Here is a 13504-nt window from a genome sequence, read left to right on the forward strand (position 1 = left end):
CCAGGTCAGCCTCTGCCCCTGGCGCCTGGGCGCGATCACCGCCGCAGCCCTCGTCCTGCTCCACCACGACCACGACCGCAGCACCTAACCCGGCAGCAATCCGAAGATCGCTACCGGGAAAGGCTCAGTGAGCGAGAGCGCCGTTCGTGCGGGACGGGGTCAGCCGGAGAGGGCGTGGAAGCGGTTCTGCGCCGGTTCGAGGCCCTGCTCCAGCAGCGCCTCGGCGGCGTCGGCGGCCAGGTCGACCGCGAACTCCAGCTCCTTGCGCTCGGACGCCGAGAACCGCTTGAGCACGAAGTCCGCCGCGTCCTGGCGGCCGGGCGGGCGGCCGATGCCGAACCGCACCCGCAGGTAGTCCTTGGTGCCGAGCGAGCGGCTGATCGAGCGCAGGCCGTTGTGCCCGCCCTCGCCACCACCCCGCTTCAGCCGGATGACGCCGAAGCCGAGATCGAGGTCGTCGTGCGCCACGACGAGCTCCTCGGGCGGGACCGAGAAGTACCGGACCAGCCCGGCGACGGGGCCACCGGACTCGTTCATGTACGTCCGCGGCTTGGCCAGCACGACCTTGCGGCCCGCGAGCCGGCCCTCGGCGATCTCGGAGTTCGACCGCTTGTGCAGCGAGAACCGCGCGCCGGCGCGCTCGGCCAGCAGCTCGACGACGCCGAACCCCACGTTGTGCCGGGTGTCGGCGTAGCCGGGACCGGGGTTCCCGAGCCCGACCACCAGAGCCGTGCCGGCGGACGGTGCCGGCGACATGCCTCAGCTCTCGGAGGAGCCGGACCCGCCCTCGGCGGACCCGCCCTCGGCCGGGGCCTCGGCCTCGTCGCTCGGGGTCTCCGGGGCCTCCTCGACGACGCCGGCGCCCTCGGTGTCCTGGGTGGCCTCGAGGTCCTCGGCCGTCGGCGCCGCGACCACGTTGACGACCAGGGCCTCGGCGTCCGTGCGCAGCTCCGAGCCCCGCGGCAGGGTGACCTGGCCCGCGGCGAACTGGGTGCCGACCTCGGCGCCCTCGACCGAGACCTCGACGTGGTCGGGGATGTTGAGGGCGTCGGCCTCGACCTCGATGGTGTTCAGCTCCTGGGTGACCAGGCTGTCGGGGCCGGCCTCGCCGGTGACGACCACCGGGATCTCGACGACGACCTTCTCGCCCCGCTTCACGACCAGCAGGTCGACGTGCTCGATGTACGGGCGAATCGGGTGGAAGGTGACGGTCTTGGTCAGCGCCAGCTGGCTGCTGCCGGAGATGTCGAGCTCGAGCACGGCGTTGCGGCCCTGCTCGCGGACGACGGCGGCGAACTCCAGCGACGGCAGCGCGAGGTGCTGCGGGTCGGTGCCGTGCCCGTACAGGACGGCCGGGATCTTCCCCGCCTTGCGGGTGCGCCGCGCGGCGCCCTTGCCGAACTCGGTCCGGGTCTCGGCGGCGATCTTGGACTGGGCCACGGTGGGTCTCTCTCCTCGTACAGCTGGTCTCGAGCGCGCGGCGAGGAGGCGGCGGACATGCCGACCCACGTCGATGACGGCGGGCTCGTCGAACGACCCGCCCTCGCCGCGGAACCGTCGACAAGGGTACGCCCGTACCCGAGGGGACTCGTCGCAGGGTCCGCCAACACCGATACGCCGGGTCCGCTCGTCAGAATCGATGAAACCCGGCGCAGACGGCTAAGAGCCCTCCGGCCTGCGGCGATGAGCCGGACGTCCGTACCCGCTCAGCGCATTCGGGGGAACGCCATGACCATCACGCCGGAGCAGCAGGCGCGCCACGACCGCACCGACCCGACCGCCGACCGCGTCACGGACGTGATCCCGGTGGTCCCCGCACCCCGGGCGCCGGGCGCCGCCCCGTGGCCGTCGGCGCTCCGCACCCGCGAGCAGGGCGGTGCGCACCGCGGTGCCGTGGCGGAGCGGCCGCGGCGTCGCTGGCCGTGGGCGACGGCCGGGCTGGCGGTCGGGCTGCTGATGGGCGTGGGGATCGGCGGGGCCGCGCTGGGGAACGCCGCGACCGCCGCCGCGCCGGCCCCGGCGCCGCGGACGGTCACGGTCACCGCGCCCGCCCCGGCACCCGAGACGGTGACGGTCACGGCCGCCGCGCCTGCGCCGGTGACGGTGACGCGGGAGGTACCGGTGCCCGCCGCGGGGTCGGGGTCGTCGGGGTCGTCGGACGGGTTGAAGGACGGCGTGTACCAGGCCGGTGCCGACATCGAGGCGGGCCGCTACAAGACGTCGGGCGGCGGGACGTACGGCATGTGCCTCTGGGCGACCTACCGCGACGCGGCGCAGAGCTACGACGCCTTCGTGGACGGCGGCTCGAGCAGCGGGCAGATGTACGCGTCGGTCGCGAAGGGGCAGTACCTGGAGCTGACGGGCGGCTGCACCTGGACCACGGTGAGCTGACCCCGAGAACGCCGAGGGGCGGGAGGCCGTGCCTCCCGCCCCTCCGCACGTCCTGCTCAGGCGTTGCCGTCGAACAGGCTCGTGACCGAGCCGTCGTCGAAGACCTGGTGGATCGCCTCGGCGAGCAGCGGGGCGATCGAGAGCACGGTCATGGTGGGGAACCGCTTCTCGTCCGGGATCGGCAGGGTGTCGGTGAAGATCACCTCGCGGGCCCCGCAGGAGGACAGCCGCTCCACGGCCGGCCCGGAGAGCACGCCGTGGGTGGCTGCGACGACGACGTCCCGCGCGCCCTCCTTGAGCAGCACCTCGACCGTCTTCGCCACCGTGCCACCGGTGTCGATCATGTCGTCGATGACCACACAGGTCCGGCCGTGGATCTCACCGACCACGCGGTTCGCGACGGCCTCGTTGGGCTTGAGCGGGTCGCGGGTCTTGTGGATGAACGCCAGCGGGGTGCCGCCGAGCGAGTCCGCCCACCGCTCGGCCAGTCGCACGCGGCCGGAGTCCGGCGACACGACGGCGAGATCGGCGCCCGAGTAGTGCTGCTTGATGTGCTCGGCGAGCACCGGCAGCGCGAACAGGTGGTCGACCGGGCCGTCGAAGAAGCCCTGGATCTGGGCGGTGTGCAGGTCGACCGTCATGATCCGGTCCGCGCCCGCGGTCTTGAACATGTCCGCGACCAGGCGGGCCGAGATCGGCTCGCGGCCGCGGTGCTTCTTGTCCTGCCGGGCGTAGCCCCAGAACGGCATGACCACGGTGATCCGCTTGGCCGAGGCGCGCTTGAGCGCGTCGACCATGATCAGCTGCTCCATGATCGCGTCGTTGATCGGCGCGCTGTGCGCCTGCAGGACGAACGCGTCGCACCCGCGGACGGACTCCTCGAACCGCACGAAGATCTCGCCGTTCGCGAAGGAGTACGCCGACTGCGGCGTGACGGTGACGTCGAGCTCCTTGGCGACCTGCTCGGCAAGCTCCGGGTGCGCCCTTCCCGAGAAGAACATCAGGTTCTTCTTGGGCTGACCCGACATCGCACTCACTGCGCTGTGCCTCCTCGGCCGCTCTCGGCCGCGTCCCGGGCGGCCGTGTCGCTGGCCCGCGCGGCGGCCTCCGCCGCCGGCGAACCGGGTCGCTTCCGTACGACCCATCCGTCGATGGTGCGCTGTGGCCCGGACGACACCGCGAGCGCCCCCGGGGGAACGTCCTCCCGGACGACCGTGCCGGCGCCCGTGTAGGCGCCGTCGCCGATGGTCACCGGCGCGATGAACATCGTGTCGGAGCCGGTCCGGACGTGTGACCCGATGGTGGTCCGGTGCTTGGCGACGCCGTCGTAGTTGACGAAGACGGACGACGCGCCGATGTTGCTCTGCTCGCCGATCGTGGCGTCGCCCACGTAGGTGAGGTGCGGCACCTTGGAGCCGCGGCCGATCTCGGCGTTCTTCACCTCGACGAAGGTGCCGATCTTGCCGTCGGCACCGAGCCGGGCGCCCGGCCGCAGGTAGGCGAAGGGGCCCACGGAGGCGCCGGGACCGATCCAGGACGACGAGCCGTGCGTGCGCACCACCGAGGCGCCCTCGCCGATCTCGACGTCCGTGAGCGTGGTGTCCGGGCCGACCACCGCCGCGTCGCCCACGGTGGTGTGTCCGCGCAGCTGCGTCCCCGGCTCGACGAGCACGTCCCGGCCGAGCCGGACCTGCACGTCGACCCAGGTCGTGGTCGGGTCGACGACCGTGACGCCGGCCAGCATCCAGCGCTCGAGGACCCGCCGGTTGAGCTCCGCGCGGACCGCGGCGAGCTGCACGCGGTCGTTGACCCCCGCGACCAGCCACGGGTCGTCCACGCGCACCGCCTCGACGCGCAGGCCGTCCGCGACCGCGAGCGCGACCAGGTCGGTGAGGTAGAGCTCGCCCTGGGCGTTCCCGGTGTCGAGCCGGCCGAGCCCGGCGGTGAGGAACGCGGCGTCGAAGGCGTACACCCCGGAGTTGATCTCCGTGAGCGCCCGCTGCTCCTCGGTCGCGTCCTTCTGCTCGACGATCCGCAGCACCGACCCCGTGGGGTCGCGGACGATCCGGCCGTACCCGGTGGGGTCGTCGAGGTCGGTGGTGAGCAGGGTGACGGCGGCGCCCGCGGTCTCGTGCATGCGCAGGACCTCGGCGAACGTGGTGGCGTCGAGCAACGGCACGTCCCCGTAGGTCACCAGGACGGTGCCGGTCAGCCCGCCGGGCAGGGCCGCGAGGCCGCAGCGCACCGCGTCCCCCGTGCCGTTCTGCTGCTCCTGAACGGCGGGCAGGACCCGGCGCGCCACCTCGTCGCCGATGCGCTCCAAGGCGGTGCCGACCTGCTCGCGGGCGTGCCCCACGACGACGGCGAGGTGCTCGGGCTCCAGCTCGGCGACGGCGTGCACGGCGTGCCCGAGCAGGCTGCGGCCGCCGATCTCGTGCAGCACCTTGGGGGTCGCGGACCGCATCCGGGTCCCCTCACCCGCGGCCAGCACCACGGCGGCGGCGGGGCGGGCGGAAGGGCGGTCGGGCATGGGCGCTCCTCGCGATGGTCGGGTCCCCGATGCGGGGCGAATCCTACGCGGGCCTGTCGGGCCGGAAGTTTCCCTCGTTACCTCCGTCCGTTCCGGTCGTTGTGCTGCTGGCCGGGTCGAACGGGATGAAAGGTGCCGAGCGGACACATGGGAAGGCACAGCAGGGCTCGTTCGCCGCGGGTGCGCAGCGCCGTCGCCGCCGGGCTGGTCGGGGTGGGGACGCTGGCCGCCGGTCAGGGGCAGGCCGCCGCCGGGCCCGGCCCCGTCGAGGGGACGCCGTGCACGGCCGAGGCGCGCGCGTGCGTGGACCTCGCCGGCAAGAAGGCCTGGCTGATCGACGACGGGCGCGTGGTCCGCGGCCCCGTCGCCACGAGCCCCGGCGGTCCCGGCCACGAGACGCCGCGGGGCGACTTCCGGGTGGAGTGGAAGAACGACAAGCACCGCAGCAAGGAGTTCAACGACGCGCCGATGCCGTTCGCGGTGTTCTTCGCCGAGGGCGGGATCGCGTTCCACGAGGGCAACCTGCAGACGCCGTCGGCCGGCTGCGTGCGCCTCGCGCCCGAGGACGCCCGCGCCTTCTACGACTTCCTGCAGGTCGGCGACGCCGTCCAGGTGCGCTGAACCCACCGCTCGTCGTGCCGACCCGACCGGTCGGCGACCCCGGGGCCGAGGTCCGTGTATCCGGCGCGGCTCCGTGGGTTCCTCCGGACGGACGAACGTCGACGGGGAGGTCCGGATGCCCACTCGCACCGCACGGACGGCCTGGAACGGAACCCTCGAGCAGGGTTCCGGCCAGGTCGAGCTGACCAGCTCGAAGGTCGGCACGTACGACGTCAGCTTCCCGAAGCGCGCGGCCGACGAGGCCGGGGGCACCACCAGCCCGGAGGAGCTCATCGCGGCGGCGCACTCGGCCTGCTACGCGATGCAGCTCTCGGCGCTGATCGGCCAGGAGGGCGCCACCCCCGAGTCGCTCGACGTGCGGGCCGACGTCTCGCTCGGTCCGGACCAGGGCGGCGGGTTCCGGATCACCGGCATCACGTTGACCGTCCGCGGCGAGGTCCCCGGCATGGACGCCGCCGCCTTCGAGAAGGCGGCGCAGGCCGCCAAGGACGGCTGCCCGGTCAGCAAGGCGCTGACGGGCACCACGATCACGCTCGACGCCGCGCTGGACTGAGCGCGTCCGGCGAGCGGGAGGGACGAGGCATGCGCACGACCACGAGCCCGGGGTGCACGGGGAACGGACGGCCCCAGCCGTCGCCCACGCCGAAGCCCGCCGGCGGCCGTTAGGGAGCTCCCTGGGCCGCGACCGACGCGAAGGGCGGTCCACCGCGATCCGGTGGACCGCCCTTCCGCGGGTCCGGGCCGTTCGCGGTGGACCGGTCACGGAGCGCACCGGGTGCCTGCTCCGCCGCCAGGATTCGAACCTGGACCATCGGAACCAAAATCCGAGGTGCTGCCGTTACACCACGGCGGACAGGCCTCCATCCTGTCACGGGGGTGTGGGCGGGTTGCGACGGCGCGTCCGACCGGGCCGCCGCCCCCGGATCGGCCGATCGGCGCACGCACCACGGGGTAACGGTCGTGCCGGGGCGGGCGACCACGGTCCTGTCGTGCAGCCGTCGCCCTGGGGGCATCAGAACATGACCGATCTCCGTTGCCGACTGTGCGGGTCGACGAACCTGCGCAGCTTCCTCGACCTCGGGGCGACGCCCCCGTGCGAGCTCTTCCTCACCGCCGAGGCCCTCGAGCTGCCGGAACCGACCTACCCGTTGCACGTCCGGGTCTGCGAGGACTGTCTGCTCGCCCAGCTCCCCCCGCTGATCACACCGGAGGAGACCTTCACCGAGTACGCCTACTTCTCGTCGTACTCCTCGTCCTGGGTGCAGCACGCGAAGCGGTACGTCGACGCGTCGGCCGAGCGGCTCGGGCTCGGACCGGACTCGTTCGTCGTCGAGGTGGCCAGCAACGACGGCTACCTGCTGCAGCACGTCGTCGATCGCGGGATCCGCTGCCTGGGAATCGAGCCGTCGCGCAACGTGGGCGAGGCCGCGCGGGAGCGGGGCGTGCCCACCCTGACCGCCTTCCTCACCCCCGACACCGGGGTGCAGGTGCGCGCCGAGCACGGGCCCGCCGATCTCGTCGCGCTGAACAACGTCTACGCGCACATCCCCGACGTCGTCGGGTTCACCGAGGGCCTGCGCGCCCTCGTCGCCGACGACGGCTGGGTGTCGATCGAGGTCCAGCACCTGCTCACGCTCGTGGAGCGGACCCAGTTCGACACCGTCTACCACGAGCACTTCCAGTACTACACGCTGCTCACCGCGCAGCGGGCCCTCGCCTCCGGCGGGCTGTCGGTGGTCGACGTCGAGCTCCTGGACACCCACGGCGGGTCGATCCGCGTGTGGGCCCGGCCGGCCGCGGTCGCGGGCGAGCCCTCGGAGCGGGTCCGCGAGGTGCTGGCCGCCGAGGAGAAGGCCGGCCTGCACACCGCCGACGGCCACGACGGCTTCGCCGAGGCCGTCTCGCGGGTGCGCGACGACCTGGTGGCCTTCCTGATCGAGGCCCGGCGCGCGGGCAGGACCGTCGTCGGCTACGGGGCACCGGGCAAGGGCAACACCCTGCTCAACTACTGCGGGATCCGGCCCGACCTGCTCCCGTACACCGTCGACCGCAACCCGTACAAGCACGGCCGGTTCACCCCGGGCACGAGGATCCCGGTCCTGCCCCCGGAGCGGATCGAGGCGGACCGGCCCGACTACGTGCTGGTCCTTCCCTGGAACCTGCGGGACGAGCTCGTCGAGCAGCTCGCGCCGGTCCGGGAGTGGGGCGGGCGGCTGGTCTTCCCCATCCCGTCCCTCGAGGTCGTCTGAGGCCGGAGGGAGTGATCGTTCGGCCCTGTCGGCGCCGGGCCCGGCGCGGGATGCTGGTGTGCGCCACCGTCCGCCTCACGGCGCCCGCCCGGTGCCGTCCCGTCCGCGAGGAGCGCTGAACCCGACGATGCTGAGCCTGTTGCCCGAGCGCCTGGACCGGATGGTCCTGCTCGGAGCCCACTGCGACGACATCGCGATCGGGGCGGGCGGAGCGTTGCTCGAGCTCTGCCGGGCCCATCCGGGCGTCTCCGTCACCGCGCTGGTGCTGACCGGAGGGGGGTCGCTGCGCGAGGAGGAGGAGCGGGAGGCCCTCACCGCCTTCTGCCCCGGGGCCAAGCTCGAGGTCATCGTCCACGACATGCCGGACGGCCGCGTCCCGGTGCGCTGGGAGCGGGCGAAGCAGGCGGTGGAGGAGGTCAGGGGGATGGGCGAGCCGGACCTGATCCTCGGGCCGGCGTCCCACGACGCGCACCAGGACCACCGGACCCTGTCCAAGATCATCCCCACGGTCTTCCGCGACCACCTCGCCCTCGGGTACGAGATCCTCAAGTGGGAGAGCGACCTCGCGCAGCCGTCGGTCTACCTGCCCCTCGCCGAGCCCGTCCTCCGGGAGAAGATCACCAAGCTCCTGGAGCACTACGGGAGCCAGCGGGACCGGACGTGGTTCGACGGCGAGACCTTCGCCGGGCTCGCGCGGGTCCGCGGGGTGCAGTGCCACGCGCGCTACGCCGAGGCCTTCCACGCCCAGAAGCTGGTCCTGGGCGTCGCACCGCTGACGGGTATCGACCCGGTCGACTAATGCTCGGCGCGCCGCGGACGAGTCATCCCGTGCACCGCGGAACGGCGACGAGGAGACACAGTGCGCGTACTGCTGACCGGCCACCAGGGCTACCTCGGCACGGTGATGGCCCCGATCCTCACGACTGCGGGCCACGACGTCACCGGGCTGGACAGCGGCCTGTTCGCCGACTGCGTCCTGGGCTCGCTCGACACCCCGGACGTGCCCGGCCTCGCGGTCGACCTCCGGGACGTCACCGCAGCCCGGCTCGCCGGGTTCGACGCCGTGGTGCACATGGCGGCGCTGTCCAACGATCCGCTCGGCTCGCTCGCGCCGGAGATCACCTACGACATCAACCACCACGCGTCGACGCGCCTCGCGCGGCTGGCCAAGGAGGCCGGCGTCGGCCGGTTCGTCTACGCGTCCACCTGCTCCGTCTACGGCGCCCAGTCCGGCGACGACCTCGTCGACGAGGACGCGCCGCTGAAGCCGGTGACCCCCTACGCCGAGTCGAAGGTGCGGGTGGAGGACGACCTCCTCGAGCTGGCCGACGCCGACTTCGTCCCCGTCTCGATGCGCAACGCGACCGCCTTCGGCTTCTCGCCCCGGTTGCGGGCCGACATCGTGCTGAACAACCTGACCGGGCACGCCGTCCTCACCGGTGTGGTCAAGGTCCTCTCGGACGGGACCCCGTGGCGGCCGCTCGCCCACGCCGAGGACATCGCCGGCGCCGTCGTCGCGGCCCTGGCGGCGCCCGCCGACGTCGTCCGGGGGCGCGCCTACAACGTCGGCACCGAGCAGAACAACCGGACGGTCGCCGAGATCGCCCAGGCCGTGGTCGAGGCGGTGCCCGGCGCGGAGCTCGCGATCACCGGCGAGGCGGGCAACGACCCGCGCTCGTACCGCGTCGACTTCACCCGCGCACGCAAGGAACTCGGCTTCGAGGCGTCCTGGACCATCCCCGCCGGGGCGCAGCAGCTGGCGACCGAGTACCGGGCACGGGGGCTGACCCAGGAGGCCTTCGACACCAGGTTCACCCGGCTCGCGGTGCTCAAGGCGCGCCAGGCCGAGGGCACGCTGGACGCCGGTATGCGCGTGATCCGCGGCCGCTGAGCTGCTACAACGGCGGGTGCCGACGTCGAGCCCGGGAGAGCGCGCATGTGCCGCAACATCCGCACCCTGCACAACTTCGAGCCGCCCGCCACCTCCGCGGAGGTGGAGGCGGCGGCGTTGCAGTACGTCCGCAAGATCAGCGGGTCGGCGAAGCCGTCGCAGGCGAACCAGGAGGCGTTCGACCGGGCCGTCGCGGAGATCGCGCACGTCACGCAGCACCTGCTCGACGACCTCGTGACCACGGCCCCGCCGAAGGACCGCGAGGTGGAGGCGGCGAAGGCCCGCGCGCGGGCGCAGGAGCGCTACGCGCGCTGAGGCGCGGCCACCCCGGACCCCGGTCCGCAAGCGCCGCACGCCACAGCTGACCTGCGCCTCCCGCTCCCACCGGCGTCGGACGGTCCTGTCGGACCCGGCGGATACGGTGGCGCCGTGTCCCGCAGTTACCTCCGCTTCCCCCATCTCGCCGGCGACGCGGTCGTGTTCGTCGCCGAGGACGACGTCTGGACCGCCCCGCTCGCCGGGGGCCGCGCCACCCGCCTGACCGCCGACGACGTCCCGGCCGCCCGGCCGCGGTTCTCGCCGGACGGCGCGCTGGTGGCCTGGACGTCGTGGAAGGACGGGGCGCCGGAGGTCCGGGTCGCCGACGCGGAGGGCGGCGCCGCCCGCCGGATCACCTTCTGGGGCGACATGCGGACCCGGCTGGCGGGCTGGACCGCCGACGGGCAGGTGCTCGCGGTGTCCGCGATCGGGGAGCACACCGGGGCGAACACGTGGGCGTACGCGGTCCCGGCGAAGGGCGGGCGGCCGCGGCGGCTGGACTACGGGCCGGTGTCGGCGGTCGCGCAGGGCGACCCGGGGGTGCTCGTCGGCCGCACGATGGCCCGGGACATGGCCTGGTGGAAGCGCTACCGCGGCGGCACCGCGGGCACGCTCTGGTGGGACCCCGAGGGCGGCGGCGAGTTCCGGCGCATCCTCGCCGAGCTCGACGGGCAGCTCGACGCCCCGATGCTGATCGGGGACCGCATCGCCTTCCTCTCCGACCACGAGGGGTGGGGCAACCTGTACTCGGTCGATCGCGGGACGCTCGCCGACCTGCGCCGGCACACCGACCACGGCGGCGAGGGCGCCCCGGCCTTCTACGCCCGGCACGCGGCCACGGACGGCACCCGCGTGGTCTACGAGTCCGCCGGCGAGCTGTTCCTGCTCGAGTCGCTGGAGAGCGAGCCGCAGCGCATCCCCGTCCGCCTCGGCGGCCCGCGGACCAACCGGGAACCGCACCGCATCACCACCGCCCGCTGGGTCGGCGGCGCGTACCCGGACCGGACGGGGCGGGCGAGCGTCGTCGGCGTCCGGGGCACGGTGCACCGCCTCACGCACCGGGACGGCCCGGCGCGCACGCTGCTCGCCGAGCCGGGCGTCCGTGCGCGGCTGGCCCAGCCGCTCGGCGAGGACCGCGCGATCTGGGTCGACGACTCCAGCGGCGAGGACGCGGTCGCGATCTCCCCGCTGGACCCGCACGCCGACGGTGCCGCGGAGCTCGTCCGGTACGGCTCCGGCGAGCTCGGCCGGGTGCTGGAGCTGGCGCCCTCGCCGGACGGCTCGCTGGCCGGGCTCGCCACGCACGACGGCCGGCTCCTCCTGCTCGACACCGCCACCGGTGCCCTGCGCGAACCGGCCCGGGGCGCGGCGGGGGAGATCGCCGGGCTGGCCTTCTCCCCGGACAGCCGGTGGCTGGCCTACGAGGACCCGGTGGAGCCCGAGCTGAGCCGGATCATGATGGTGCAGCTCGCGCACGAGGGTCACCCGGACACGCTGGTCGCCGTCACCGAGCCCCGGTTCGTCGACACCGACCCGGTCTTCACCGGCGACGGCAAGTACCTGGCCTTCCTCTCGCGCCGCAGCTTCGACCCGATCTACGACGAGCACTCCTTCGACCTCACCTTCCCGGCCTCCTGGCGCCCCTTCCTGGTGCCGCTGGCCGCGCGCACGCCGTCGCCCTTCGGGGCCGGGCCGGACGGCCGGCCGGTCTCGGCGGCCGACGAGGAGCCGGAGGACCTCCCGGCGCCCGAGAGCAGCGACGAGGCCGAGGCCGCCGAGAAGGCCGCCGAGAAGGCCGCCGAGAAGGCGGCGGAGAAGGTCGCGGAGAAGGTCGGGCAGGACGGGTCCACCGACGAGAAGGACGGCCCGCCGGAGACGGTGGTCGACGTCGAGGGCCTGACCGCGCGCGTCGTGCCGATCCCGGTCCCCGAGGGCCGCTACCGCGCGCTCGGGGCCGCCAAGGATTGCCTGCTCTGGCTGTGGGTGCCGGTCACCGGCGTGCTCGGCGAGGGGCGGCACGGCGGCGACGAGCCGCGCCCGGTCCTGGAGCGTTACGACCTGAAGCGGCGCAAGGTGGACACCATCGCCGACCCCGCCGACGGCTACGCGGTCAGCGGGGACGGCAACCGCCTCGTCGTCCGGGACGGCCGCACGCTGCGGGTGCTGCGCCCGGACCGGTCGGGGTCGTCGGCGCCGTCGGAGGGGGACGCGGACGAGTTCGAGATCGACGTCCGGCGCATCGCGGTGACGATCGACCCGGCCGCCGAGTGGCGCCAGATGTTCGACGAGGCCGGCCGGCTGATGCGGGACCACTTCTGGATCGAGGACATGGCCGGCGTCGACTGGGCGGCCGAGCTGGAGCGGTACCGGCCGCTGGTCGACGCGGTCGGCAGCGCGGACGACCTGGTCGACCTGCTCTACGAGGTGCAGGGCGAGCTGGGCTCGTCGCACGCCTACGTCGTCGGGCGCGGCGCGGGCGGGGACTGGACGGGCCGGCCCGGCCTGCTCGGCGCGGACCTGGAGCCGGACGGCGACGGCGGCTGGCGGGTCGCGCGCGTGCTCCCGCCCGAGACCTCGGCACCGAGCGCGCGCAGCCCGCTGTCCGACCCGGGCGTCGACGTCCGGGCCGGGGACGTGCTGCTGGAGGTGGGCGGCCGGCCGGTCGACCCGGAGCTCGGCCCGGCGCCGCTGCTCGTGGGCACCGCGGGCACGCTGACCGAGCTGACCGTCCGCACCGCCGCCGGCGAGCTCCGCCGGGTGGTCGTGACGCCGCTGAGCAGCGAGCTCGACCTCCGCTACCACGACTGGGTCGCCGGGCGCCGGGCCTTCGTGGCGGACCGCTCCGAGGGCCGGCTCGGCTATCTGCACGTGCCGGACATGGTCGCGTCGGGCTGGGCGCAGCTGCACCGGGACTTCGCCCGGGAGGCCCGCCGGGACGGGCTGGTGCTCGACGTCCGCGGCAACTCCGGCGGCCACACCTCGCAGCTGGTGATCGAGAAGCTGGCGCGCAAGGTGATCGGCTGGGACGTCGTGCGGCACGGCGCGCCCGTCACCTATCCCGAGGGTGCGCCCCGGGGGCCGATCGTGGCGGTCGTCGACGAGCACGCGGGCTCGGACGGCGACATCGTGACGGCCGCGTTCAAGCGGATGGGGCTGGGCCCGGTCGTGGGCGTCCGGACCTGGGGCGGCGTGATCGGCATCGACAGCCGGTACTCGCTGGTCGACGGCACCCGCGTCACGCAGCCGCGGTACTCGTTCTGGTTCGACGACCTGCACTGGTCCGTGGAGAACCACGGCGTGGACCCGGACGTCGAGGTGGTCGTGACGCCGCAGGACTGGGTGGCGGGCCGGGACCCGCAGCTGGACACGGCGGTCCGGATCGCCCTGGAGGCGTTGGAGGCCAGGCCGCCGGTGGGCCCGCCGGACCCGTCGACCCGCCCGAGCCGGGCCAAGCCGGCCCTGCCGCCGCGCCCCCGGACGTGAACGAGCGGCGCTCTCGCTCAC

At 74.0% G+C, this 13504-nt stretch carries 12 protein-coding genes and 1 tRNA gene; 8 read left to right on the forward strand and 5 right to left on the reverse strand.

Annotation, left to right across the window (positions count from 1 at the left end; all coding sequences use genetic code 11):
• Positions 1–159: 159 nt before the first annotated feature.
• On the reverse strand, positions 160–756 hold the full coding sequence (gene pth, locus ABD990_RS25650; protein WP_345383309.1) for an aminoacyl-tRNA hydrolase: 597 nt from the start codon (positions 754–756) through the stop codon (positions 160–162).
• Between the two features lie 3 nt (positions 757–759).
• Positions 760–1440, reverse strand: coding sequence for a 50S ribosomal protein L25/general stress protein Ctc (locus ABD990_RS25655; RefSeq protein ID WP_345383310.1), 681 nt, complete (start codon positions 1438–1440; stop codon positions 760–762).
• 288 nt (positions 1441–1728) lie between these two features.
• Between ABD990_RS25655 and ABD990_RS25660 the strand changes: the two genes are divergently transcribed.
• Complete coding sequence (locus ABD990_RS25660) at positions 1729–2391, forward strand: Rv1352/Rv1906c domain-containing protein (protein WP_345383311.1); 663 nt, start codon at positions 1729–1731, stop codon at positions 2389–2391.
• Positions 2392–2447: 56 nt separating this feature from the next.
• Here the strand turns inward: ABD990_RS25660 and ABD990_RS25665 are convergent, their stop codons facing one another.
• A complete protein-coding gene (locus ABD990_RS25665; protein ID WP_345383430.1) occupies positions 2448–3419 on the reverse strand; it encodes a ribose-phosphate diphosphokinase in 972 nt (323 codons plus the stop codon).
• A 5-nt stretch (positions 3420–3424) separates the two neighbouring features.
• On the reverse strand, positions 3425–4921 hold the full coding sequence (gene glmU / locus ABD990_RS25670; protein WP_345383312.1) for a bifunctional UDP-N-acetylglucosamine diphosphorylase/glucosamine-1-phosphate N-acetyltransferase GlmU: 1497 nt from the start codon (positions 4919–4921) through the stop codon (positions 3425–3427).
• Positions 4922–5101: 180 nt separating this feature from the next.
• On the opposite strand from glmU, the gene ABD990_RS25675 reads away from it, so the two are divergent.
• Both ABD990_RS25675 and ABD990_RS25680 read left to right on the forward strand, forming a co-directional pair.
• Entirely contained in the window at positions 5102–5542 is a 441-nt protein-coding gene (locus tag ABD990_RS25675) for a L,D-transpeptidase (protein WP_345383313.1), read from the forward strand.
• 115 nt (positions 5543–5657) lie between these two features.
• Entirely contained in the window at positions 5658–6095 is a 438-nt protein-coding gene (locus ABD990_RS25680; protein WP_345383314.1) for an OsmC family peroxiredoxin, read from the forward strand.
• 229 nt (positions 6096–6324) lie between these two features.
• Here the strand turns inward: ABD990_RS25680 and ABD990_RS25685 are convergent.
• Positions 6325–6395: transfer RNA gene (locus ABD990_RS25685), tRNA-Gln, on the reverse strand.
• A gap of 166 nt (positions 6396–6561) precedes the next feature.
• Here ABD990_RS25685 and ABD990_RS25690 point away from each other — a divergent pair.
• The 5 genes from ABD990_RS25690 (at position 6562) to ABD990_RS25710 (ending at position 13483) form a co-directional block, all read left to right on the forward strand.
• A complete protein-coding gene (locus ABD990_RS25690; RefSeq protein WP_345383315.1) occupies positions 6562–7791 on the forward strand; it encodes a methyltransferase domain-containing protein in 1230 nt (409 codons plus the stop codon).
• A 127-nt stretch (positions 7792–7918) separates the two neighbouring features.
• Entirely contained in the window at positions 7919–8590 is a 672-nt protein-coding gene (locus ABD990_RS25695) for a PIG-L deacetylase family protein (protein ID WP_345383316.1), read from the forward strand.
• Positions 8591–8650: 60 nt separating this feature from the next.
• On the forward strand, positions 8651–9682 hold the full coding sequence (locus ABD990_RS25700) for an NAD-dependent epimerase/dehydratase family protein (protein ID WP_345383317.1): 1032 nt from the start codon (positions 8651–8653) through the stop codon (positions 9680–9682).
• Between the two features lie 45 nt (positions 9683–9727).
• Complete coding sequence (locus ABD990_RS25705) at positions 9728–9997, forward strand: DUF2277 domain-containing protein (protein WP_345383318.1); 270 nt, start codon at positions 9728–9730, stop codon at positions 9995–9997.
• Between the two features lie 114 nt (positions 9998–10111).
• Positions 10112–13483: a S41 family peptidase gene (locus ABD990_RS25710; protein ID WP_345383319.1), complete on the forward strand. Its 3372-nt coding sequence runs from the start codon at positions 10112–10114 to the stop codon at positions 13481–13483.
• Positions 13484–13504: the final 21 nt, after the last annotated feature.

Origin of the sequence: Pseudonocardia yuanmonensis, from assembly GCF_039542425.1 — a bacterium.
GTDB classification, from domain to species: Bacteria; Actinomycetota; Actinomycetes; order Mycobacteriales; family Pseudonocardiaceae; genus Pseudonocardia; species Pseudonocardia yuanmonensis.

Bases quoted from the DNA above. Each gene is read 5' to 3' on its own strand.
- pth (WP_345383309.1), bottom strand. From the start codon at position 756: ATGTCGCCGGCACCGTCCGCCGGCACGGCTCTGGTGGTCGGGCTCGGG.
- ABD990_RS25660 (WP_345383311.1), top strand. From the start codon at position 1,729: ATGACCATCACGCCGGAGCAGCAGGCGCGCCACGACCGCACCGACCCG.
- ABD990_RS25665 (WP_345383430.1), bottom strand. From the start codon at position 3,419: ATGTCGGGTCAGCCCAAGAAGAACCTGATGTTCTTCTCGGGAAGGGCG.
- glmU (WP_345383312.1), bottom strand. From the start codon at position 4,921: ATGCCCGACCGCCCTTCCGCCCGCCCCGCCGCCGCCGTGGTGCTGGCC.
- ABD990_RS25680 (WP_345383314.1), top strand. From the start codon at position 5,658: ATGCCCACTCGCACCGCACGGACGGCCTGGAACGGAACCCTCGAGCAG.
- ABD990_RS25690 (WP_345383315.1), top strand. From the start codon at position 6,562: ATGACCGATCTCCGTTGCCGACTGTGCGGGTCGACGAACCTGCGCAGC.
- ABD990_RS25695 (WP_345383316.1), top strand. From the start codon at position 7,919: ATGCTGAGCCTGTTGCCCGAGCGCCTGGACCGGATGGTCCTGCTCGGA.
- ABD990_RS25705 (WP_345383318.1), top strand. From the start codon at position 9,728: ATGTGCCGCAACATCCGCACCCTGCACAACTTCGAGCCGCCCGCCACC.